Origin of the sequence: Xenorhabdus sp. PB61.4, assembly GCF_963894935.1 — a bacterium.
Classification (GTDB): Bacteria; Pseudomonadota; Gammaproteobacteria; order Enterobacterales; family Enterobacteriaceae; genus Xenorhabdus; species Xenorhabdus stockiae.
The window spans coordinates 23,751-47,354 of sequence record NZ_CAWQJR010000217.1 but is presented as its reverse complement, the minus strand read 5'-3'; the positions used below and the strand labels follow the sequence as shown (position 1 = coordinate 47,354).

Annotated in this window: 15 protein-coding genes; 13 read left to right on the top strand and 2 right to left on the bottom strand. The window is 40.6% G+C overall.

Translation table 11 applies throughout. From position 1 onward, the window contains the following. Positions 1-69 precede the first annotated feature (69 nt). From lolB to AACX68_RS19115, 6 genes are all read left to right on the top strand, one after another. Positions 70-687 (top strand): lipoprotein insertase outer membrane protein LolB, encoded by a 618-nt coding sequence (lolB, locus tag AACX68_RS19140; RefSeq protein WP_228858226.1) that lies wholly within the window; start codon positions 70-72, stop codon positions 685-687. Then, positions 687-1,556, top strand: a complete 870-nt coding sequence (gene ispE, locus AACX68_RS19135) for a 4-(cytidine 5'-diphospho)-2-C-methyl-D-erythritol kinase (RefSeq protein WP_228858225.1) — start codon at positions 687-689, stop codon at positions 1,554-1,556. The genes lolB and ispE overlap by 1 nt, the downstream gene beginning before the upstream one ends. A gap of 97 nt (positions 1,557-1,653) precedes the next feature. Continuing rightward, positions 1,654-2,601, top strand: a complete 948-nt coding sequence (prs, locus tag AACX68_RS19130) for a ribose-phosphate diphosphokinase (RefSeq protein ID WP_141554498.1) — start codon at positions 1,654-1,656, stop codon at positions 2,599-2,601. A gap of 663 nt (positions 2,602-3,264) precedes the next feature. Continuing rightward, positions 3,265-5,355: an autotransporter domain-containing protein gene (locus AACX68_RS19125; RefSeq protein ID WP_228858224.1), complete on the top strand. Its 2,091-nt coding sequence runs from the start codon at positions 3,265-3,267 to the stop codon at positions 5,353-5,355. A 416-nt stretch (positions 5,356-5,771) separates the two neighbouring features. Continuing rightward, entirely contained in the window at positions 5,772-7,766 is a 1,995-nt protein-coding gene (locus AACX68_RS19120) for an autotransporter outer membrane beta-barrel domain-containing protein (protein ID WP_228858223.1), read from the top strand. Positions 7,767-8,007: 241 nt separating this feature from the next. Then, on the top strand, positions 8,008-9,960 hold the full coding sequence (locus AACX68_RS19115) for an autotransporter domain-containing protein (protein ID WP_228858222.1): 1,953 nt from the start codon (positions 8,008-8,010) through the stop codon (positions 9,958-9,960). A gap of 140 nt (positions 9,961-10,100) precedes the next feature. Here AACX68_RS19115 and ychH read toward each other — a convergent pair whose 3' ends face one another. Continuing rightward, a complete protein-coding gene (gene ychH / locus AACX68_RS19110; RefSeq protein ID WP_099111203.1) occupies positions 10,101-10,379 on the bottom strand; it encodes a stress-induced protein YchH in 279 nt (92 codons plus the stop codon). 261 nt (positions 10,380-10,640) lie between these two features. Between ychH and pth the strand changes: the two genes are divergently transcribed. From pth to AACX68_RS19085, 5 genes are all read left to right on the top strand, one after another. Next, positions 10,641-11,231, top strand: coding sequence for an aminoacyl-tRNA hydrolase (pth, locus tag AACX68_RS19105; protein WP_228858221.1), 591 nt, complete (start codon positions 10,641-10,643; stop codon positions 11,229-11,231). A 145-nt stretch (positions 11,232-11,376) separates the two neighbouring features. After that, positions 11,377-12,468, top strand: coding sequence for a redox-regulated ATPase YchF (ychF, locus tag AACX68_RS19100; RefSeq protein ID WP_228858220.1), 1,092 nt, complete (start codon positions 11,377-11,379; stop codon positions 12,466-12,468). Positions 12,469-12,723: 255 nt separating this feature from the next. Then, positions 12,724-12,894, top strand: a complete 171-nt coding sequence (locus AACX68_RS19095) for a hypothetical protein (protein ID WP_228858219.1) — start codon at positions 12,724-12,726, stop codon at positions 12,892-12,894. A gap of 391 nt (positions 12,895-13,285) precedes the next feature. Beyond that, positions 13,286-14,581: an HlyD family secretion protein gene (locus AACX68_RS19090; protein WP_228858218.1), complete on the top strand. Its 1,296-nt coding sequence runs from the start codon at positions 13,286-13,288 to the stop codon at positions 14,579-14,581. Further along, positions 14,578-16,692 carry a peptidase domain-containing ABC transporter gene (locus AACX68_RS19085; protein WP_228858217.1) on the top strand — a complete coding sequence of 705 codons (2,115 nt, stop codon included), beginning with the start codon at positions 14,578-14,580 and terminating at the stop codon, positions 16,690-16,692. Before AACX68_RS19090 ends, AACX68_RS19085 begins: the two co-directional genes overlap by 4 nt. Before the next feature lie 148 nt (positions 16,693-16,840). Here AACX68_RS19085 and AACX68_RS19080 read toward each other — a convergent pair whose 3' ends face one another. After that, a complete protein-coding gene (locus tag AACX68_RS19080) occupies positions 16,841-17,056 on the bottom strand; it encodes a hypothetical protein (protein ID WP_228858216.1) in 216 nt (71 codons plus the stop codon). Positions 17,057-18,216: 1,160 nt separating this feature from the next. Here AACX68_RS19080 and AACX68_RS19075 point away from each other — a divergent pair. Beyond that, positions 18,217-19,854, top strand: coding sequence for a cyclic peptide export ABC transporter (locus AACX68_RS19075; protein ID WP_228858215.1), 1,638 nt, complete (start codon positions 18,217-18,219; stop codon positions 19,852-19,854). 493 nt (positions 19,855-20,347) lie between these two features. Beyond that, positions 20,348-23,587 (top strand): non-ribosomal peptide synthetase, encoded by a 3,240-nt coding sequence (locus tag AACX68_RS19070; RefSeq protein ID WP_228858214.1) that lies wholly within the window; start codon positions 20,348-20,350, stop codon positions 23,585-23,587. Positions 23,588-23,604 lie beyond the last annotated feature (17 nt).

The window sequence follows — 23,604 nt, the reverse complement described above, 5'->3', positions numbered from 1 at the left end:
CGCTAAATTACCTCCTTGATTATAGACTTTGATTGCACATTACTCGCTATCACACCATTGGGCTACCCTATGAAAATACCATCATTTTTTCGTTTACTCCCTCTCTCCGCTGTTTTGCTGACGGCCTGTACCGTTACACAGGCACCAGACGGAACAGGGTCAATGAGTTCCCCGCAATGGAATGATCGCAAAACACAATTACAAAATTTGACTCATTATCAAACCCGGGGCTCTTTCGCTTATCTGGCAAATGAAAAGAAAGTGTATGCCCGTTTTTTCTGGCAACAATATGCGGCCAATAACTACAAACTACTTCTGCTCAATCCCTTAGGGACAACTGAGCTTGAATTATCTGTTCAGCCAAATATCACCCAGATTACTGACAGTGAAGGGAAAAAATATATCAGTAATAATCCGGAAGAACTGATTTATAAGCTGACCAATATGAATATTCCTTTGGATAATCTGAAAAGCTGGATTATCGGCCTGCCCGGAAATGCCCAAAATTTTGAGCTGGATAAAAACTATCTGCTTAAATCGGTAAGCGATAAAGAAAATGGTGAAATCTGGCAGGTAAATTATCAGGGATACGATACGTCAATGACTCCTGCCTTACCAAACCGGCTGGAACTGACCCAAGGTAAAAACCGTATTAAACTGAAAATGGATAACTGGACTACCCAATAATGACTTTAACCTGGCCTTCTCCGGCAAAATTAAATTTATTTTTATATATCACCGGACGCCGTTCTGATGGCTATCATGAACTACAAACACTGTTTCAGCTTCTGGATTATGGTGATGAAATAACAATTACTCCCCGTCAGGATAATCAGATCCGCCTGCTGACACCCGTTAAAGGCGTGCCAAATGACGATAATCTGATCGTCCGGGCTGCGCGGTTATTACAAGAGCACGCTGAAAAGCAGTCAATCAGCACCCAATACCGGGGCGCAGATATCCACATTCATAAACGTTTGCCCATGGGTGGCGGACTGGGTGGTGGTTCTTCCAATGCAGCCACGGTACTGATTGCCCTGAACTATCACTGGCAGACAAACCTGTCGGATGATGAACTGGCACAACTTGGTGTCACTCTCGGCGCAGACGTCCCTGTCTTCGTTAAAGGGCACGCAGCTTTTGCCGAAGGTATCGGTGAAAAATTGCAACCAGCTTCACCTGAAGAGAAATGGTTTCTGGTTGCTCACCCCGGAATTGAGATCCCGACCCCAAAAATATTCACAGATCCTGAATTAAAAAGAAATTCTCCGATCCGCACTTTACCCGCATTATTACAGGCACCATTCAAAAATGATTGTGAGCCAATCGCAAGAAAACGTTTCCGTGAGGTTGAACAGCTTCTTTCATGGCTGTTAGAATACACCCCGTCACGCCTGACCGGGACAGGTGCATGTGTTTTCGGCGAGTTCGAATCAGAAGCATCAGCCCGTAAGGTGTTAAATCAAGCCCCAGAGTGGATGCAGGGCTTTGTTGCGCGTGGCGTTAATATTTCACCATTGCATACATTTCGCTGCAAACAAACAGCTCTGGGATAAACATGTTATTGAACCAATGGATCGTTGTTTTGCTTTAATGAGTAGCGGTTTGATTGGTCAACAATATCTCTCTGGACGCAAGCCTGAGGTTTTTCTCGTGCCCGATATGAAGCTTTTTGCTGGTAATGCCACCCCTGAACTAGCACAACGTGTTGCCAACCGTCTGTACACAAGCCTGGGAGACGCTGCTGTCGGTCGTTTCAGCGACGGTGAAGTCAGTGTTCAAATCAATGAAAATGTACGCGGTGGCGATGTATTCATCATCCAGTCCACTTGTGCACCAACCAATGATAACCTGATGGAATTGGTCGTTATGGTCGATGCGCTGCGTCGCGCTTCTGCCGGACGTATTACTGCGGTAATTCCTTACTTTGGTTATGCCCGTCAGGATCGTCGTGTTCGTTCAGCGCGTGTGCCTATCACTGCCAAAGTCGTTGCGGACTTTTTGTCCAGCGTTGGTGTAGACCGTGTTCTCACGGTTGACCTGCACGCCGAGCAGATCCAAGGCTTCTTTGATGTTCCGGTTGATAATGTATTTGGTAGCCCAATCCTTCTGGAAGATATGCTCCAGAAAGGGCTGGAAAACCCGATTGTTGTTTCTCCAGATATTGGTGGTGTTGTTCGCGCCCGTGCTATTGCTAAGCTGCTGAATGATACTGACATGGCTATTATTGATAAACGCCGCCCACGTGCAAACGTTTCTCAAGTTATGCATATCATTGGTGATGTTGCAGGCCGTGACTGCATTCTGGTTGATGACATGATCGACACAGGTGGCACGCTGTGTAAAGCCGCTGAAGCACTGAAAGAGCGCGGAGCGAAGCGGGTGTTTGCTTATGCAACTCACCCAATCTTCTCTGGTAATGCTGTAGAAAACATCAAGAACTCAGTGATAGATGAATTTATTGTCTGTGACACAATTCCTCTGTCTGATGAGGTCAAGGCGTTGAACAAAGTTCGTACTCTGACACTGTCTGGCATGCTTGCTGAAGCAATCCGCCGTATCAGCAATGAAGAGTCAATCTCTGCCATGTTTGAACACTAAGATATAAGCCAGTGCAGATTTTGAGCACAAACTTATACAAGTGATTAAATAAATCATCGCTGAAAAAACCCGTTGGTGCGCCTGTACCAGCGGGTTTTTCTGTTTATTTAACAATCAAATGAAATAATTAGATATTGGTTTAGTTAATCAAGGTAATATTCACAATATAAAAATAATCATCCATATCAACAAGTTAATCTGATTTATGATTAATATCTCCGGAAAACTTGCCATCGACATATCCGAACAGAAAAACAGCTAGTACATCAGTGCATAACAAATCATCTGGTACGTCCAGTTCTCTATAAACGTAACAATACTGGTGCGCCCGTGTGGTTGCTGCTAACCTGTCGCCGTTTTGAAAACTGACGATAAAAATACCTTAAAAAAACAACAATTATGTTAGTAAATATTTTTCATCAAAAAAGTTAAAATTATCTGATGAGATAAATTTCAGGCTCATTTGGACTACTCAGACAGGAAACACCATTCAATCCAGAAAAGTTGTTCCCCATAGATTATTGATCTGACCAGCCAGATATCAATCAGACATATTCAACCTATCAGCACCTTCAAACTTATGAAGAGGCGTCGCTTAGGCTTTGCCATTAAAAAAGCCGATGTTGCTGATAAATAAAAACTATTTAAGTAAGGATAATGCTAATGAAAAAGGCATTTTTATTCACACCAGCACTGTTAGCACTTTCAATCAGCACCATTTCTCATGCCCATGCTTATGACAATCTTTATGTTTTTGGCGATAGTTTGAGTGATACCGGAAATACTAAAGGTGTAGAACGTTTCACAACGGATGGTAAAACTAGCCAGCTTTATAATGAATATCTTGCTAAAAAACTTGCAAATATCGAATTAAAACCTTCCAGTGAAAAAGGTGGCACTGGCACTAACTATTCACAAGCAGGATCGACAGCTCTTAAAGAATATAGTGAGCGTGGTCTTGGGACTAAGGAACAGGTAAACCAGTACTTGGCGCAGCATAATCAACAGGCTGACTCTAATGGGATCTATATCCATTGGGTAGGTGGGAATGATCTTGCTGCGGCTCTAAAAGCTGGTGCGAAGTTAAAAGCTATTAACGAAGGAATTTTTCCTCGCCCTAAAGATCCTAAAGAAATGCCTAAAAGTCCCGACATAATCGTCAAAGATAGTGCAAATGCTGCTGCGAGACAAATTAACCAATTGGTGAATGCTGGTGCTGGATTGATTATTGCACCAACTGTGCCTGACGTTGGTACGACGCCTGAATTACTAGAAAATGTCCTCACAGGAGCGTTTAATAAGGTAGGTATTACAGACCAAGCAAAAATAGACGAAAAGTTGCGAAAGATTCATGATGGAATTAATTTATTCTCCACACCTAGTGATTCAATACGTAATGAAATTCTCAAAGGTGCTTTGAAAAAAATTGCAGAAGAGGCACATCCAATTGCAAAAAATGCAACTGAAGCAGAAAAAGAAGCTGCTGAAAAAGCTGTTAAAAAAACATATAAAGCTCTTCTTGCAGGCTATGATGAAGCTAGCAAAGGTGCCACTAAACTCACAAATGATTATAACAATCAGGTAGAAGACATAATCAACCAGAGCAACGGTAATATCCTGCGTGCTGATATTAATGGCCTGCTACATGAAGTAATCGCTAATCCTTACAGTTATGGTATTCAAAATACATTAGGCTATGCTTGCCCTCAGGGACAGTCATCTAGTGTATGTATCTCCAACAAAGACAAAGATAAAAATCCTGAATTCAATAACGAAATGGAATTTTTATTCTCCGATAGCTTCCACCCGTCACCGCTAGCACACAAAATTATGGGCCAATACATAGAATCCATCTATATTGCCCCATCACAGGTTATGACCCTGAATCAGGTCAACCGTGCTCCGGTTAAAGGTACCCGTGCTTCCCTTGATGGTCATCTGCAACAACTGCGCAGCGGTGGTAATGAACAGGGGAAAACGGGTGTATTCGGTGGCTATAGTGGCGGCCGTAATACCACCTTTACATTAGGTGGCGATTATCAGTTAACAGAGCGTTTGTTACTGGGTGCCCTGTACTCGAACGATAATACTGAGCGTTCCCCAACCTCTAACTTCTCCTATCAAAGTGATGCACATGTTGCCACTGCCTATGGCTTGTGGAATGTATTTAACAAAGCGTGGTTAAGTGGTGATCTCCACTATGCGGACATCAATTACGATAGCTTAACCCGTAGCATCAAACTGGGTCAGGCAACTCGCAGAGAAGTAGGCTCAACTACCGGTAGACAATGGGGTGCACGCCTTACTGCAAACTGGGATATTCCAGTCACCAACATCGTAACCACCAGCCCGATTGTGCAGTTCAGCTGGGATAAAGGTGATGTTAAAGGCTATCGCGAATCTGGTCATCAAAGTTCGTCTATGCACTTCAGTGACCAGAGTTACACCTCTAAAATCTCTACTTTGGGCTGGCGTGTAGATACTCAACTGGGTCGTTTCAACCCATATGCGTCTGTTCAGTTTAACCACCAGTTCGGCGATACTCAGTCTAAAATGCGCAGTGCCATTAACTCCACCCAAACATCATTTGTTGTGGATAGCGTCAAACAGAGCAAAGACTGGCGTCAATATACGGTAGGTGCGAACGCCAATCTTTTCGGTAACGTACGCGGTTTTGCATCCGTCACCCGTAATGAAGGCAGTGTACAAGATGCTAACTATGATTTCAGCTTAGGTATCAACGCCAGCTTCTGATTTTGTAAGTAATAAAGCCGATATAAGTCGATTAGTTTTAATCAGCTGATTAATTAAAAATGCAGGGCACAATATTGCCGCCCTGCATTTTTTCATCCCCTTCAAACCCCTTCCTCAGCCTAAATCCGCATAAAACTTAACACTGAAATAATATCAATATACTGGGTCAACTATTTCAGACACACTGGTCAGATATCACATTATCTACAAATAATTCAATGTGATATGGATTATTTTTTACGTTTGAACATACTCTAATTTAGTCAATTGTTATCAGATGGTTAACAATTTGATCAAAATCACAAAATATTTAACCTGTCAGCACCCCAAAACTTCCGAAAAGGCGTTGCTCAGACTTCGTCATTAAAAAAATTGGGGAACTGATAAATAACAAAAACTATTTATGGAGAATGCCAGTGAAAAAGGCTTTTTTATTTGCACCTGCCCTATTAGCGCTTTCAGTCAGCACCATTGCTAATGCTCAGTCTTATAATATTCTTTGTACGAATGGAAATAGTTTAAGCGATAGTGGAAATAATGGAGTCTACACCTCTGACCAAAAAGAAGTGTATAGCCAATATGTTTCTCGGGTATCACTTAACCAAGACCACTTTAGTTCAAAACATGGTGGCACCAATCTTGCAGTAGGTGGTGCAACAGCTATCAGTAAGTTGAATCCTAAAAATCCTGATAATACAACAGATAACCAGCTCAAAGACGTTCTGAGAAATAATAATTGCGTAGATCCTAATGCTATCTTTATACACTGGATAGGTGGGAACGATATTGCTCAAACGTTACAAAATACTTTAGGCGATCCCAATAAAGCATATAGTGAACTTATAGAGAGTGCAGAAGCAGCTGCAGGGCAGATTAACCAACTGGTGGATGCAGGAGTTGGGTTGATCATTGCACCAACCATTCCTGATGTTGGTATGGCTCCTAGAGTGTTAGACGAAGTTTTAACAATGGGATTGGAAAAAGAGTTAAAAAATAAAGGAATATCAGAGGACAAAATTAAAGTTATTATAAAAGGAACTTTAGGTAAAGTTCACTCAGATATTAATGATGCTGATCTCCCTAATGGTGAAGCACGTCATCTGGCTCTCCAAAAAGTCTTTGATTCTCTGGCTCAAAAAGCCAGTAAAGACTTTAATTTAGACGCTGAAAAAGTAAAAAAAAATCTGACTGAGGGATATTCCAAAGCCAGTATGCTCGCAACAAAGTACACTAAAGATTATAACAAGATAGTGGATGATAAAATCAGCGCAAATAACGGCAATATTCTACGTGCCGATATCTACGGTCTATTGCATGAAGTTATCGATAATCCATTTAGTTATGGTTTTAATAATAATCTTGGTTATTCCTGTGCCGTAGGTAAAAGCTCCCGTTACTGCAAGTCTGAAGATGCTGACTTTGATAAACGCAAAGAGTTTATATTCTCTGACAATTTCCACCCATCACCTCTGGCACACAAAATTATGGGCCAATATATAGTATCCACCCTTATCGCCCCATCACAGGTTATGACCCTGAATCAAGTCAACCGTACTCCGGTTAAAGGCACCCGTGCTTCCCTTGACGGTCATCTGCAACAGCTACGCCATACCGGCAATGAACAGGGAAAATTTGGTGTCTTCGGTAGCTATACCGATAACCGTCATGATTCCTTTACGTTAGGCAGCGATTACCAACTGGCGGAAAACTTTTTACTGGGCGCTCTGTACTCCAACAACAAATTTGATCGTTCCTCTGTTTCTAACTTTACTTACGAAGGCAATGGACATGTGGCAACCGGTTATGCACTGTGGAACCTCTTTGATAACGCATGGCTGAGTGGTGATATTCACTATGCCCGTATCAATTACGATAGCCTGACCCGTAATATCCAGCTTGGTCAGGCAAACCGAAAAGAAACAGGCTCAACCACCGGTAAAGAATGGGGTGCCCGCCTTACCGCTAACTGGGATATTCCTGTCACTGATATTGTCACCACTAGTCCGATTGTGCAGTTCAGCTGGGATAAAGGTGATGTTAAAGGTTATCGCGAATCCGGCAATAATAGTTCTGCCATGCGTTTCAGTGACCAAAATTACACCTCTAAAGTCGGGACACTGGGCTGGCGTGTAGATACCCAGCTGGGTCGCTTTAACCCATATGCGTCTATTCAGTTTAATCACCAGTTCGGTGATACCCAGTACAAACTGCGCAGTGCGATGAATAAGTCCGACAAACTATCGTTTGTTACGGATAGTAGCAAGCAGGGCAAGGACTGGCGTCAATATACTATAGGTGCGAATGCCAATCTGTTCGGTAATATCCATGGTTTTGCTTCCGTTACCCGTAATGAAGGCAGCTCACAGGATCCAAACTACAATTTCAGTCTGGGTGTTAGCTCCCGCTTCTGATTTGATGTCGTAAAAAATAAAGCGCAAGGGGAAGAATCTCTCCCTTGCGCTTTTCTTTTTCCATCACATTTTCTCTTTCTATATACATACATCCGCATCACGTTGATTTTTCGTATAAGTAACCAGAAGTAATATCGTATTGAAATTATCAGGGAATATAAGGAGTCAACTCTTAATCCAACAATATCGGGAGGATAAGAGCTGAGAGGAAAGCAATGGTTACGTTCTCTGGAGAACTCCAATGAAAAAAATACTTTTCGGAATATCAACTACAACACTACTTTTATCCAGTTTCATTACAAATTCCTATGCTTATGACACTACCTATGTCTTCGGCGATAGTCTGAGTGACGGCGGAAATAACGGGCGTTATACAACCGACGGAGCAAATAGTGAACTGTATGATGAATATGTGAGCCGCCACATTACCGGTAAAGACTTAACTCCTTCCAATAAAAACGGAACTAACTACGCTGAAGGAGGTGCAACTGCATTGCCGATGCCAAAGCACCACGATACAACAGAAAATCAGCTGGAGCGTTATCTTAAACAACATGGAGGAAAAGCCGATCCAAATGGTATCTATATTCATTGGGTCGGTGGTAATGACATTACTGCTGCTTTACTAGCTTATAATATTATTTTGGATGATTCTAAAAAATCAAATGAAATTGTTAATGCCAGTGCAAATGCTACATCAAACCAAATCAACACTCTGGTGAAAGCCGGAGCCGGGCTAATCATCGTACCAACCGTTCCTGATGTGGGAACAACGCCCAAAATTATGGAAGCACTAATTGAAAAGGAATTAGTCACCATGGGCAAAACTCCGGAGCAGATTAAAGAAATATTAGAAAAGATCCGTCAGGAGGTTAATAAACACGATATTCCCAGCGGTGAAGCCCGTGAAATGGCGATTGATAAACTCCTCGAAGAATTGGCCAAAAAGTCTGGAATAGATGTAAGTTTACTGAAGTATGCTTATAACAAATACCGCCAAAAAGCCTCCGAGTTCACTGATAGTTATAACCAACAAGTAGATGATAAAATCAGTCAAAGTCATGGCAATATCCTGCGTGCTGATATTAATGCCCTACTACACGAAGTCATGGAAAATCCCTATGCTTACGGTATTCAGAATACATTAGGTTACCCATGCCCTCAGGGAAAATTTGCTAATGAGTGTTCTTCACAAGATAAAAATTTTGATAAAGACAAAAAATTCTTATTCTCTGATGGCTTCCACCCAACCCCATATGTTCATCATGTCGCCGGTCAATACATTACCTCAATCTATACTGCACCATTCCTTGTGGCATCACTAACTAGTGTTAATCAACTCCCGGTCAAAGGTGTTCGTTCATTCCTTGATGGCCACTTACAGCAGCTCCGCGATGCCGGTAATACACCGGGAAAAATCGGCGTATTTGGCGGTTATACACATAGCGGTAATGATACCTTTACGTTGGGTAGTGACTACCAGCTAACAGATAATCTATTACTGGGAGCGCTCTATTCTCACTACGAGGATGAACGAACTTTAGCTTCCAGCTACACTTATGAAGGACTGGGACATACTGTCATCGCTTACGGACTGTGGAATCTCTATGACAACGCGTGGCTGAGTGGTGATCTCCATTATTCGCATATAAATTACGATAGCCTGATCCGTAATATTGAGCTTGGTGAAGCTACCCGTAGAGAAATTGGTTCAACATTGGGTAAACAATGGGGTGTCCGCATTACTGCCAACTGGAATATTCCTGTTAATGAAGTCATCACTACCAGCCCGATTGTGCAGTTTATCTGGGATAAAGGTGATGTTAACGGTTATCGTGAACACGAAAATAACAGTACATCCATGCATTTTTCTGGTCAGAGATATACATCTGAAATTGGTACACTGGGCTGGCGTGTAGACACTCAGTTCGGTCGCTTTAATCCTTATGCTGCTATTCAGTTTAATCGCCAGTTCGGGGATCTCAGCACTAAAATACGCAGTGCTATTAATGCCACCAAAACTTCCTTTGTAGTGGAAAGTAGTAAACGGAGCAAAAACTGGCGGCAATACACTCTTGGGATGAATATGGGACTGGTCAATAACCTACATAGTTTTATTGCTGTAACCCGCAATGAAGGTAGCGGTGAGGAGCCTGACTATAATGTCAGTCTGGGAATTAATGCAACATTCTAAGATTTATTACCTTTCAAGTTGCAGCGTTATCAGCTGCAACTTGAAATACGTGAATAATTCAGCTAACAAAATATTCGTTTTATATTGTGTGCAATGCTAATAATAGAGTTATATCAAAATATAAATATATCTTAATAAAATTACGAATGCTTATGTTGTTTTTTGCGACGATAGCGCTCATCATAATTTTTCAACCACCAATACTTATCCGTAATATGCTCCCGTCCTCCAAGACTAGCGCCACCCAACCAAATAAGTGCACCGACAAATAACCCTACGAGTGCAACTCCCGCAAAAAATTCAGATTCCTTAATACTAAATATATGACTGAGCAAGACATAGGCTAGACTAATAAGCATCCCCGCCATACCTAATCCCATAAAAATATTGCCCAGAATAAACGCTTTTTTACGTCCCATAACCAACCTCCAATACTTTTTGTGAACGTAATTTGTTTACAAACGAACTCAAAAGCACGAAAGCGGATGCCTCCTATTTATTATAGCCATAGTATTAAAAAGGTTATTGCGCCAGTGATCACAAACTGTACAAATTTTAACTTATTTTTAATACTGACATCCTATTATCTAATATCATAATCAATTTTGTACTCAAGCTCTGAGGCAGGTAAACTAGGCCTCTTTTTTTAATACATTAATGCCAATAAGCGAATTCAAACTGTGAGTAACATAAAATTAATCGTTGGTCTGGCAAACCCCGGGGCTGAATATGCTCAGACCCGTCATAATGCAGGAGCATGGTTTGTCGATTTATTAGCACAGCGCCATAACCAGTCCTTAAAAGAAGAAAGTAAATTTTTCGGTTATACCGCTCGCATTAATATGAACGGGCAAGATGTCCGCCTACTGGTGCCAACGACATTCATGAACCTCAGTGGTAAGTCTGTTCTTGCCCTGGCCGGGTTTTACCGTATCCAGCCGGATGAAATTCTGGTTGCACATGATGAGCTTGATCTCCCGCCGGGTGTGGCAAAAATGAAACTGGGCGGCAGTAATGGCGGGCATAACGGACTAAAAGATATCCAGAACAAATTTGGTAATAATCCTAATTTCCATCGTCTGAGAATTGGTATCGGCCATCCGGGCGATAAAAACAAAGTTGTGGGATTTGTCCTTGGCAAACCGCCTGTCAGTGAACAAAAGCTAATTGATGATGCTATTGCAGAAGCATTAAGCTGTACTGATATTCTTATGAAAGATGGCATGAACAAAGCCATTAACCGCCTGCACGCATTTAAAGCCAGTGCCTGACGGGAGTACATGGCACGTGATGCTATTGCGTGTATAATGGCGCCAATTTTATATAACTCACCAGCAGGCTATGCTCTGGGGCTTTTCCGGCCAGACAAAGAGCATCTTCATTGTTGGTGTATAAGTAATCAAAGGTGATAAATTTATGGGATTCAAATGCGGTATCGTTGGCCTGCCTAACGTCGGGAAATCTACATTATTCAATGCGCTGACCAAAGCAGGTATCGAAGCAGCAAACTTCCCTTTCTGCACTATCGAGCCAAATACCGGTGTTGTTCCGATGCCGGATCCACGCCTCGACAAGCTGGCTGAAATTGTTAAACCACAGCGCATTCTGCCAACCACAATGGAATTTGTGGATATTGCCGGTCTGGTAAAAGGCGCGTCAAAAGGCGAAGGTCTGGGTAACCAGTTCCTGACCAACATTCGTGAAACTGAAGCGATTGGTCACGTTGTACGTTGCTTCGACAATGACAATATCATTCACGTTTCCGGTCAGGTTGATCCGGCGGCTGATATTGACGTTATCAATACTGAACTGGCCCTGTCAGATCTGGAAACCTGTGAGCGTGCTATCCAGCGCGTCCAGAAAAAAGCCAAAGGTGGCGATAAAGACGCTAAAACTGAATTAGCCGCGCTGGAGAAATGTCTCCCGCACCTTGAGCAGGCAGGCATGTTGCGTGCTTTAGATCTGAGTGCGGAAGAGAAAGCCGCTATTCGTTACCTGAGCTTCCTGACTCTGAAACCAACAATGTACATTGCTAACGTCAATGAAGATGGTTTTGAAAATAACCCACATCTTGACACCGTGCGTGCTATTGCTGCGAAAGAAGGCTCTGTAGTTGTTCCTGTTTGCGCAGCAATTGAAGCGGATATCGCAGAACTGGAAGATGAAGACCGTGAAGAATTCATGGCTGAAATGGGGCTGGAAGAACCGGGCCTGAACCGTGTTATTCGCGCCGGGTACGAACTGCTGAATCTGCAAACCTATTTCACCGCGGGTGTGAAAGAAGTCCGCGCATGGACAATTCCGGTTGGCGCAACCGCACCACAAGCAGCGGGTAAAATCCATACTGATTTTGAAAAAGGATTTATCCGTGCCCAGACTATCTCATTTGAAGATTTCATCACCTATAAAGGTGAACAAGGTGCAAAAGAAGCGGGTAAAATGCGTGCAGAAGGAAAAGAGTATATCGTTAAAGATGGCGATGTCATGAATTTCCTGTTTAACGTGTAACTATTCCCTTCCCCCCTTCCAGTTCAGTGGAACAACTCGTAACTGACGAGTTTTAATATAAAGGCGGCGTTGATATCATAGACAGATTCAGCGCCGCACTAAAAAATATTACCAAAACCCTCTTTTTACTACTGGCTAAATATTTAACCCTCATATACATTTTGTCTTGCAAGTTATTTTTTTCTTCGCCGCTTAGCATTTTATAAAAATACCCTGAATAATGAAGTCACATTTACCAAAGGTGGAATTATTGCAATGAAATTCCAGCCTGATATGAATAACGAAACATTGGTCAATGGTGACTCAGTACTTATCCCGATCCCGTATTCCGCCGCAACTAATATCCGCTGGAACGGTCAAGGGATGGACAAGAGCCTTGCTTCAAGTACTTCTGCCCATCAACAAATCGAAGAATTGCAAAAATAACTTAGTGAATTAAATATATGTAGTTTTAGTAGCGAGAATTGGAGCCCTGACTGGAAATATACAGATGCTTATCAATTACGCAAATTAAAAACAGCATACTTAGGTTTAGTTGATAGGATTGGTAATATATTTAACTAATACTCTGGCAACACGATTAATTTATTCCGGAAGGGACTCTTTTCTTCCGGCTTTCCCCTTATCTATCTTATAGTCAATAGTTCCCGCATTAAGCCCCGGAAACCTCATTAATGGTTTAAGTAACATTCAGGTTAACTATATTACAGTAAGATAGTATCAAATCCGCCAATCCACTGACATTACCTGATAAATGGCAGCTTTCAGTTACATTCAGGAACATTTCAATCAAATAAAACATGAAGATTAACCATAAATGACTGCTATGAATAAGTTATTTAGGCAAGAAGCCTTAGATAATAAAAAATCCAGATGGACGGGTAAGGCCATATTAATAGCAAAAGTTCCTGCATGGGTTATTTGTGTTGCTTCAATCGTTTTTCTGACTATTTTATTTCTTTTTATTACTTTTGGGAATTATGCAAGACGTATTAATGTTTATGGCGAAGTCATCACTAATCCTCATCCAATAAATATTTTAGCTTCTCAACAAGGCTTTATCTTAAAATCATTTGTTAAAGTCGGTGATAGCGTAAAAAAAGGCCAGAAAATTTATCAGGTTGATATCAGCCAAGTGACAGAATCCGGAAAAACCAGCACCAACGCGCAAAACTCCCTCAAAAACCAGCTAACGCAAATAAACAAGATCATTGAAAATATTGAACATAATAAAAGTGTTACTTTAGCCAGTCTTGAAGAACAAAAAAATCAGTATGAGCTATCGCATGAGAAGGACAGGATCATTGTAGAAAATGCACGTCAGGGAGTTGAATTTGCAAAAGAAAATATGAAGAACTATAAAATTTATCAGCAACGGGGGCTTATTACAAAAGATCAGTTTAATAGCTACGGTTACTCTTATTACCAGCAACAAAATATGTATCAAAACCTCTATAGCCAATACATCAGCGATTCATTAAAAATCACCAGCCTGAATAGTGACATCATGCTGAAAAAAGCCGATTTTGATAAACAGATTTCACAATATAAAATTCAGCAGGATGATTTAGAACAAAAATTAACTGAAATGAATGTCAGCGGATCGATATTTGTTACTTCTCCTATTGATGGGCGGATTGAATCCCTGAATTTTACCGATGGTCAAATGGTTGTCACAAATGATAATTTAGTTCAGGTAAGCCCAGATAATGTAAAGCCAACTTATTATTTAATTTTGTGGGTTCCTAATAGCAGCTTACCTTATATCAAAAAAGGCGATGGTATTAATATACGCTACGATGCTTTCCCATTTGAAAAGTTTGGCCAATTTTCAGGGGACATCAATAACATTTCTTATATTCCAGCCACTGCTCAAGAAATGTCTCATTACAGAAGCTCACCAGTAAATGTCCCCGGAGATAAAACCGAATCATATTATAAAGTTCTGGTTAGCCTGAAGAAAGAACAGTTCAATTATAACGGAAGAAAATTATATTTATCCAACGGAATGAAAGCTCAATCGACCTTTTTCCTTGAAAAAAGACCGCTTTATCAGTGGATGTTCTCACCATTCTATGACATGAAAAAAACATTAACAGGCCCTCAAAAATGAATAAAACCTCTTTTGAAACTATCACCGAAAGATTAAATCTAGGATTCAGAAGAAGAGTTCCTAAAATTTTGCAAACCGAAGCGGCCGAATGTGGATTAGCCAGTTTAGCAATGGTATTTCATTATCATGGGCTACAAATTGATTTATCCAGTCTACGCAGCCAATTCGGGATTTCCACCCGCGGCGTAACGCTGACGACACTGATCAATATTGCCACTACCCTTAAGTTCAAAACCAGAGCTGTAGCACTGGATCTTGATGAGCTTCAAGCATTAAAAACACCTTGTATTTTACATTGGGACATGAATCATTTTGTCGTTCTGGTTAATGTAAGAAAAAACAAAATCACTATCCATGATCCTGCATTCGGGCAACGTGTGATGACTTTTGCGGAAGTATCCAAACACTTTACTGGCATTGCATTAGAAGTATGGCCAGGTAGTGAATTTGTTCCGATAAAAAAACAAAATAAATTACGCATTATCTCCCTGCTGACTAATATTCAGGGAATTAAATCGACACTGAGTAAAATATTTTTCTTATCTCTGGTTATCGAAGCAATTAATATACTCTTACCAGTCGGAACTCAATTAATAATGGACCATGTCATCATCGCTCAGGATCATAGCCTTCTGAAGATTATTTGTTGTGGTTTACTCTTTTTCATTTTATTTAGAGTCAGTGTATCCACATTGCGTAGCTGGACATCCATTACTATGGAAGCATTTGTGGATGTACAATGGAAATCCGGTGTATTTGATCATTTAATGAAATTACCTTTAGCCTACTTTGAAAAACGTAAATTAGGTGATATTCAGTCCCGCTTTGGCTCACTCAGTGTAATACGGACAACTTTCACTCAAAATGTTATTAACAGCATTATTGATACTATTATGCTGGTTAGTGTTTTCATTATGATGCTGCTTTATGGTAACTGGCTAGTTTGGGTTGTATTAGGGTTTACTATCATTTATATCATAATAAGATTTATAACCTACCAATATTTCAGACAACTCTCTGAAGAACAGATAGTTAAAGATGCCAGAGCCAATTCTCATTTTATGGAAACATTATATAGCATTAATACATTAAAGGCACTTGGTCTATGTGATAGCCGGGCAAAATCCTGGTTAAATCTGAATATTGATACGCTTAATGCAAATACCAGACTTAACAAGATAGGCTCCATTTTTAATATTGTTAAGGCTTTTATTTCCACGAGTGAGCAAATTATCATTTTGTGGTTAGGAGCATCATTAGTTATAGATAATCATATGACACTTGGAATGTTTGTCGCGTTTAATTCATATCGTGGGCAATTTGCTGACAGAGCCAGTAATTTAATTGATATGGCAATGAAATTACGCATGTTAAACTTACATAATGAAAGGATTGCCGATATTGTACTTACTGACACAGAAAAAGAAACGCCAGATAGGGATCTCGGTTTTTCAGGAAAATCGGTTAATTTAACCATCCATGATTTACATTATCAATATGACAGTTTATCAAAGCCGATTATTTCTGGTTTTAATCTCCATATTAATGCGGGAGAAAGTATCGCCATTGTTGGCCCGTCCGGGGCCGGGAAAACGACATTAATGAAGCTCATGAGCGGTTTATTAGAGCCAAATAAGGGGACAATTCTAATGAATGGGCTTGATATTAATGTTATTGGTTTAAATAACTACCGAAAATGTATTGCCTGTGTTTTACAGGATGATAAATTGCTTTCCGGTTCTATCGCAGAAAATATATCCGGGTTTACCCACTCACCAGATGTACACTTCATTCAGGAATGCGCTAAACGTGCAAATATTCATGATGATATTTTATTGATGCCAATGGGATATGAAACACTGATTGGTGAGTTAGGTAATGGATTATCAGGTGGTCAAATACAACGGCTATTGATTGCAAGAGCGCTGTATCGTCGCCCAAGCATCCTATTTATGGATGAGGCAACCAGCCATCTGGATTTAGATAATGAGTCATATATTAATGAGTCAGTATCTTCATTAAAAATTACCCGAATTATCATTGCGCACAGGCCTTCAACTATTCAATCAGCAGAGCGTGTTATTTCTATCTCTGGCTCTGGGGCTCCCTAATAACCCCATCTGGCAGAATTGATAATATCTCAGAGTAATCTCTGGTGAGAAAAGGTTTTTTTACTCTATAGAGAATAATTTGTGGTCTATAAAAAACCACCCACTCTAATAAAATAGAATGGGTGACTCTTGCCATATGAATAATTAATTAAACATTATCAATAACTGAGTCTGCGAATGCTTCCCCTTTTTTCATAGTTCCCTTAATATGCTCTCCCTTCTCTTTAGAGACAATACCCGCCTCTTCCAAGCCGTCTACTATGCTTTCACCTACTTTTTCAAACACACCCAAAAGCCCTTTAGCGAACTCTTTCCAGCCAGCACCAGCGACTTGCTCCATTTCTTTTTGATTTAACTCTTTCATATATTACCTCATTATAATTAGGATACTTACTTCAACGATTAAAATATTATTAGCCTTAAAAACCACAATGTAGAATTAATATTCTTATTCATAGTTTCATCTCTGCTACGTCATTACCATATATCACTCAACATTAACTTTTATTAAACCGCTTTGCTATTAATACATCAATTATCACACTCTTAATCATAGTAAATAGACTCCATGCTTTACTCATAAAAATATATAATTAAAAATAATAACCATTATATTGTTAAAGTTAACATTGAATTTGTTATTTATTTCCAATGATTATCTAATCATAAACTTTAATTGTAACTTATTACATCGCGAGTTTATTGTGATCTTCATCCATTAAAACATTAGAAATTTTAATTTAAATCAAAAATATAAACAGAGTATATACTTAATGAATTTCATAAAGCAGCACAATAATAAAAAAACCACTCCACCTCTCAGAAGATCTTGGTTTATTTGAATAACATAAAAACCAGTCCCTCTAATCAAATAGAGAGGCTGGTTCAGGTATAAAATGCTCTCGAATTTAAAAATAAAACCTATTATCTTTTATAGCAAAAATACAACGTAGAAATCACAGGATATGAAAAATGACTTCTTCTAAAACATCTTATTTTCCTTTTATTCCTTATGTATGATTACCTAACACCATTTATTACTATCTCGTACCTTACCAGTTACATTATGCAATTAACACTCTAGAGAATTACTATTTCCTTGTTCAAAATAAAAATAAATCATCAACTATTGATTTTTATTAACCAAACTAGAATCACTCTCAATATTCCATCAATCATTCTCACCTACGTTTTCCTGATAAATTCGATTCATATTATTCATGATGCTATTGTGTAACTAAGCGTGACTATTTAGCCATGTTCTTATTAATCATTCTGACTAACAAGATCCAACAGCCTCCACCATTATAATAACTTCTATCTATTAAGGAAAAAGACCACCTATAATAATTAAGGAAAAACCCGTTATATGTGAACTGTGAAATTTATCACGGTTTAACTTTATTCATATTTTCATTCATAAATCTTCCTTGAATTTTCACCAGAAAAAAATAACCATTACGGGTCTCATTGGCTGGTGTATATTTTTTATATTACCTATAACCTCCTATAATGGTTTAGTTTATGACTCTAATTGTTTATCTTTATCGCCAATCTTGGATATTGCTGCTTCTATCAACAATATTTGCATTGATCAGTGGATTTTCCGGGGCGTCAGTAGTCGGTATGATTAGCCAGGGAATTACAGGAACGGTTAATCTGACTTCATTTATCTGGAACTTTTTTGGTCTCTGTATTCTTTTTTTTGTTACGAAAACACTATCAGAAATTATGTTGTCACATTTGACTCAGGCAACCATTTATTCCCTGCGTCTAAGCCTGAGTAATAAAATATTACGGGCACCTTTTAAAAAATTGAACCGCTTTGGGAAACATGGGTTGCTGGCCGTTCTGACTAAAGATGTTGATGTGTTTATCCACTCTTTTATGTTAGCTCCGACTGTTTTTGGTAATATCACACTTATCATTGCCTGTTTCGGTTATTTAGCCTGGATTTCATGGCAGCTATTTATCATTTTGGCTATTGTCTGTCTGGTAACCGCTTCTCTCTTCTATTTTTTGGAAAAACGTCCTATACGCCTGATGGAAGAAATGCGTGAGCAGGTAGATAAAATCTACCTCAACTTTCAGCAACTGATCGATGGCAGCAAAGAACTGAAACTTAATAGACAAAAAGGTAATGCGTTTATTGATAAAGTTATTTCCCCTGCTGCACTAAAATTTAAAGAGATCTGTATCAAGGCAAACAATAACTATGCTTGGGTACTGAATGCCGGTTCTGTGATCTTCTATATTGTTATCGGCCTGATGATTTTTGTCATTCCTATCTGGCTGCCTCAGGAACCGGCAACTTTAATGACAGTAACTCTGATTGTTCTGTTTTTGTCTGGCCCTATCAGTGAGGTTATCGGTGCAATTCCTGAATTAAGGCAGGCGGAAGTTTCATTACAAAAAATGAAGCGACTGGATAGCGAGCTGGAAGAATCTTTGTATGTACAGCAGGCTAACACCCCGGACCCATTTTTAACCGAAAAACCATTATCTCTTGAGTTAAAAGATATTATTCACCACTACACTACTGACAAAGAAGATCGGGAATTTAAGCTAGGGCCTATGAGCATGACTATTTCTCAGGGTGAAATAGTTTTTATTGTCGGAGGTAACGGGAGTGGAAAGACAACACTTGCCATGCTATTAGTCGGTTTGTTCGAACAAGAATCCGGCTCTATCATACTTAATGGCACCAAAATGGATGAAACGAATAATGAACATTATCGCCAGTATTTTTCGGCCGTTTTCTCCAATTATCATCTATTCGATCAACTATTAAATACCGGTACGAATGTTACTGAAAAAGCAACTCACTATATTGAAGCCTTGAACATGGGTCACAAAGTCAAAGTAATTGACGGGCAATTTTCAACGACTGATCTTTCCGCTGGTCAGAGAAAACGATTAGCTTTAGTTGCTGCTTATTTAGAAGACCGCCCTATCTATCTATTTGACGAATGGGCTGCGGATCAAGACCCTGTATTTAAAAGAATCTTCTATACTGAATTATTGCCGGAGCTAAAATCCCGTGGCAAGACTGTTATTGTTATTAGCCATGATGATGCATATTTTGATATTGCAGAACGTGTGATTAAATTGGAAGATGGACATATTAAGGAGATAAAAACCAGTAGTCATCATCCTAGCTAAAAATGATCCAGATCAATAAAATATTTATAATAAATATATCCTCGCCCATTTTAAGAGCCTCATTAAAACAGGCTCTTTTTTTTTAAACTATGTATTATTATTTGAAATACTCTTTAATATTAAAAGTTAATAGCAGCAATACGAAAGACAACGGGGCTCTAATAAAATTAGATATACAATAACGTTGCTGTCACTCTGTAAAATAAGTTTATTTAATATATAATCCATTACCTTAAATTCAATAATAAAGACAAGAAATAGTTTATATAAAGATGAAATTAATTTATAACTTTCCTAGAAAACTCCACTCATATTATCGTTGTTATTTTTTTTATTGTGTAATACTTTCGCCACATTAATTTTCTTATTAGAAAATATATCTCTCTGAAATTTATTTAGCCAATGTCTTTGGCTTTAATTCTGTTCCATTTTTTTGTTTTATCAGTTCTGAAAATTTTGTTTTTCCATATGCCCATAAAAGGGGAGCTATAAAATGAATCATCCTGAAACATTGAAACCATTTGCTTTATCTGAAGCACAAAGCAGTCGTTGGTTTCAATATCAAATTAACCCGGCCCAGAGGGGGCAGAATAATAGTGCATTTTGTGCCAGAGTCAGAGGATTAACTGCTGAGAAATTAGAAGAAGCACTTAATCATCTGATAAAACGCCACCCTATGTTACGGGCTAGTTTTGGTCAATATGGCGGTAAACTGGGATATCAAATAGCAGAAAATGCAATTGTTACAATCAAAAAACATGATGCCCGGGATCTGGATGCAGAAACGCTTCAACAGCTAGTCCACAATGACTGCTGGTATCCCTTCGATCTCGAAAATCCGCTGCGTATTTATGTTAGTTGGTATCAATGCCATGATCAGGAATGTGTCATGGTATTAACCTTTGACCATATTGCCGTTGATGGCTGGTCCTATTGGATATTATTGGAAGAACTCGGCATGCTTTTAACCGGACAGGAATTACCTCCTGCCGCAGAACGGAGTTATCAGGATTATGTTACCTGGCAACAGCAGTGGCTTAATAGTAACAATGCAAAAAAACAACAGAAATTCTGGATTGATAATCTAAGTGGTGAGTTAACCGAATTACAATTACCCGTCAGCAGTAAATCAAGCGTCAGTGCCCCCTCTTTTGTAGCAGATAAAATTACGGTTGCTCGTAAACTCCCCGATACACTGGCCGCAAAATTAATTGCTCTGACACCAAAATATCATAATAGCCTGTTTGCCATTTTTCTGGCTGCCTATCAACTCCTGCTACATCGCTATACAGGTCAGGATGATATTCTGGTCGGCTCTATCATGCCCGGTCGTAGCCGCTCTATCTGGGGCAAAGTCGTCGGTGAATTTATCAATCCGGTTGCCTTACGCGCCCAGATCAAGGGTGAGATGACAGTACAGGAACACATCTTACAGGCCGCTAAAAGCATTCGTCAGGCAATTGAGCATCAAAAATACCCGTTTGCGAAAATACTGGAGCACATTAAGTTACAGCGCAATGCGGATACCCATCCAGTTTTCCAGACAACCATGACTTTCCAGCAACCCAGATATGTCAGTAACCTGACATCGTTATGGATGGATCAGAGTGGTACCACCACAGTGGGCTGGGGAGGCGCAGAACTCCGCTCTTTCCCATATCCTTATTATGCTGAAATGCCTGTTCCATTAATGATCAATCTCATTGAAATCGATCAACAGATTAATTGCGGTTTTCATTACGATACCAAGCTGTTCGATTCTGAGTTTATCACTCAGCTAATGGACAATTTTTTCACTTTATTAGCAGCCATAGCAGATGATGACCAGCAGGTTATTAGCCATTTACCATTAATGGACAAGCACCAGCTTCAGCAGGTACTCGGTGATTTTAATGCAACTAACGTCTCCTACCCGAAAGATGCTCTGATCCACCAGCTATTCGAGCAACAGGCTGACCATACACCAGAAGCGATGGCGCTGGTTTATGGCGACAGTCAGCTGACTTACGATGAATTAAATCGCCGGGCCAACCAGCTGGCTCATTACCTGATTGGGTTAGGGGTGCAACCCGATGACCGGATTGCTATTTGTGTAGAGCGCAGCCCGGAAATGATAGTCGGATTGCTGGGTATTCTCAAAGCCGGAGCCGCATATGTTCCGCTCGATCCGGCCTATCCGGCTGAACGGCTGGCCTATATGCTGGAAGATGCCGCTCCCGTCGCGCTGCTCACTCAATCTTCCCTGACTGACCGACTGGAAAATACCCCGACAATCGTGCTGCTGGATGACAGCAATTTATCAGCCTTTAACCAGATGCCGGATACGAATCCCGATCACCGTACAATTGGGCTGAATTCTCACTATCTTGCGTATGTGATCTACACCTCCGGTTCCACCGGAAAACCCAAAGGGGTCATGGTAGAACACCACAACGTCATCAACCTGCACATCGGGTTACAGTTGATGCTCGATCTCGCTCCGTCAAGTCGCGTAGCGCTGAATGCCAGCATTGTGTTTGATGCCTCGTTGCAAAGCTGGTCGCAATTGCTTGCCGGCCATACGCTGGTCATCATTCCGAACGCTATCCGTACCGATGGGCCACAGCTCTGGCGTTATTTCGAACATCATAAAGTAGATATGTTTGACTGCACTCCCGTGCAGCTGCACGGGTTGTTAAACGCAGGTTTAGGCACCAGTACCGGTTATCAGCCCAGACTGGCATTAATCGGCGGGGAAGCCATTCACCCTGCCGTATGGTCGCGTTTACAGCAGATAAAAACGACCCGTTTTATCAATGCCTATGGGCCAACAGAATGTACGGTTCAAGCCACCTTCTGTCCGGTGGATAGCTCCCTGCCACTTCCCAGTATCGGCAAACCGGTGGCTAATACCCAAATCTATATTCTTGACCCTAATGGCCAGCCCACTCCTCTGGGAGTCACAGGTGAAATTTATATCGGTGGTTCCGGCGTGTCCCGCGGTTACCTGAATCGCCCCGAACTGACAGCAGAGCGCTTTATCGCTGATCCTTTTGTCACTGCCCCAAACGCTCGTCTGTATAAAACCGGCGATCTGGGACGCTGGCTGTCAGATGGTAATATCGAATATCTGGGTCGTAACGATTTTCAGGTCAAGATCCGGGGATTCCGCATTGAACTGGGTGAAATTGAAGCCCGTCTGGCTCAGTGCGCAGGAGTTCAGCAAGTCGTCGTCATTGCCCGTGAATATGATACGGCAGATACGCGGCTGGTTGCTTATATCGTTCCTGACTCAGACATCACACCAGGCATCTCCGAACTGCGGGAGCAATTGAGTAGTAGCCTGCCCGAACACATGGTTCCCAGCGCCTTTGTCATGCTGGAGGCTTTCCCGCTGACAGTGAGCGGAAAACTGGATCGCCATGCTCTGCCTGCTCCGGACTATTCATCAGTCAGCTCTCAGGAATATGCAGCACCGCAAGGGGAAACCGAAGAACAACTGGCAGATATCTGGCGGACGATACTGAAAATAGACCGGGTCGGTCGTCATGACAACTTCTTTGAACTCGGCGGGCACTCGCTTCTGGTGCTGCAACTTCAGTCCAAGGTTAATGAAATCTTTGAGGTTGATCTTTCCATTCAACAACTGTTTGCACATCCCTCAATCAGTCAGCTTGAAGAGTGCATTATCAACGCTCAATTAATGCAATTTGACGCAGGATCCCTACAGGGTCTTTATGAATCGATGGAATAAATCTGGCTCTCGAATGG

Excerpts from the sequence above, each read along its gene's own strand:
- AACX68_RS19090 (WP_228858218.1), top strand. The coding sequence starts at position 13,286 with ATGACTGCTATGAATAAGTTATTTAGGCAAGAAGCCTTAGATAATAAA.
- AACX68_RS19075 (WP_228858215.1), top strand. The coding sequence starts at position 18,217 with ATGACTCTAATTGTTTATCTTTATCGCCAATCTTGGATATTGCTGCTT.
- ispE (WP_228858225.1), top strand. The coding sequence starts at position 687 with ATGACTTTAACCTGGCCTTCTCCGGCAAAATTAAATTTATTTTTATAT.
- AACX68_RS19125 (WP_228858224.1), top strand. The coding sequence starts at position 3,265 with ATGAAAAAGGCATTTTTATTCACACCAGCACTGTTAGCACTTTCAATC.
- AACX68_RS19070 (WP_228858214.1), top strand. The coding sequence starts at position 20,348 with ATGAATCATCCTGAAACATTGAAACCATTTGCTTTATCTGAAGCACAA.
- ychF (WP_228858220.1), top strand. The coding sequence starts at position 11,377 with ATGGGATTCAAATGCGGTATCGTTGGCCTGCCTAACGTCGGGAAATCT.
- AACX68_RS19115 (WP_228858222.1), top strand. The coding sequence starts at position 8,008 with ATGAAAAAAATACTTTTCGGAATATCAACTACAACACTACTTTTATCC.
- ychH (WP_099111203.1), bottom strand. The coding sequence starts at position 10,379 with ATGGGACGTAAAAAAGCGTTTATTCTGGGCAATATTTTTATGGGATTA.
- AACX68_RS19085 (WP_228858217.1), top strand. The coding sequence starts at position 14,578 with ATGAATAAAACCTCTTTTGAAACTATCACCGAAAGATTAAATCTAGGA.
- lolB (WP_228858226.1), top strand. The coding sequence starts at position 70 with ATGAAAATACCATCATTTTTTCGTTTACTCCCTCTCTCCGCTGTTTTG.
- AACX68_RS19095 (WP_228858219.1), top strand. The coding sequence starts at position 12,724 with ATGAAATTCCAGCCTGATATGAATAACGAAACATTGGTCAATGGTGAC.
- AACX68_RS19080 (WP_228858216.1), bottom strand. The coding sequence starts at position 17,056 with ATGAAAGAGTTAAATCAAAAAGAAATGGAGCAAGTCGCTGGTGCTGGC.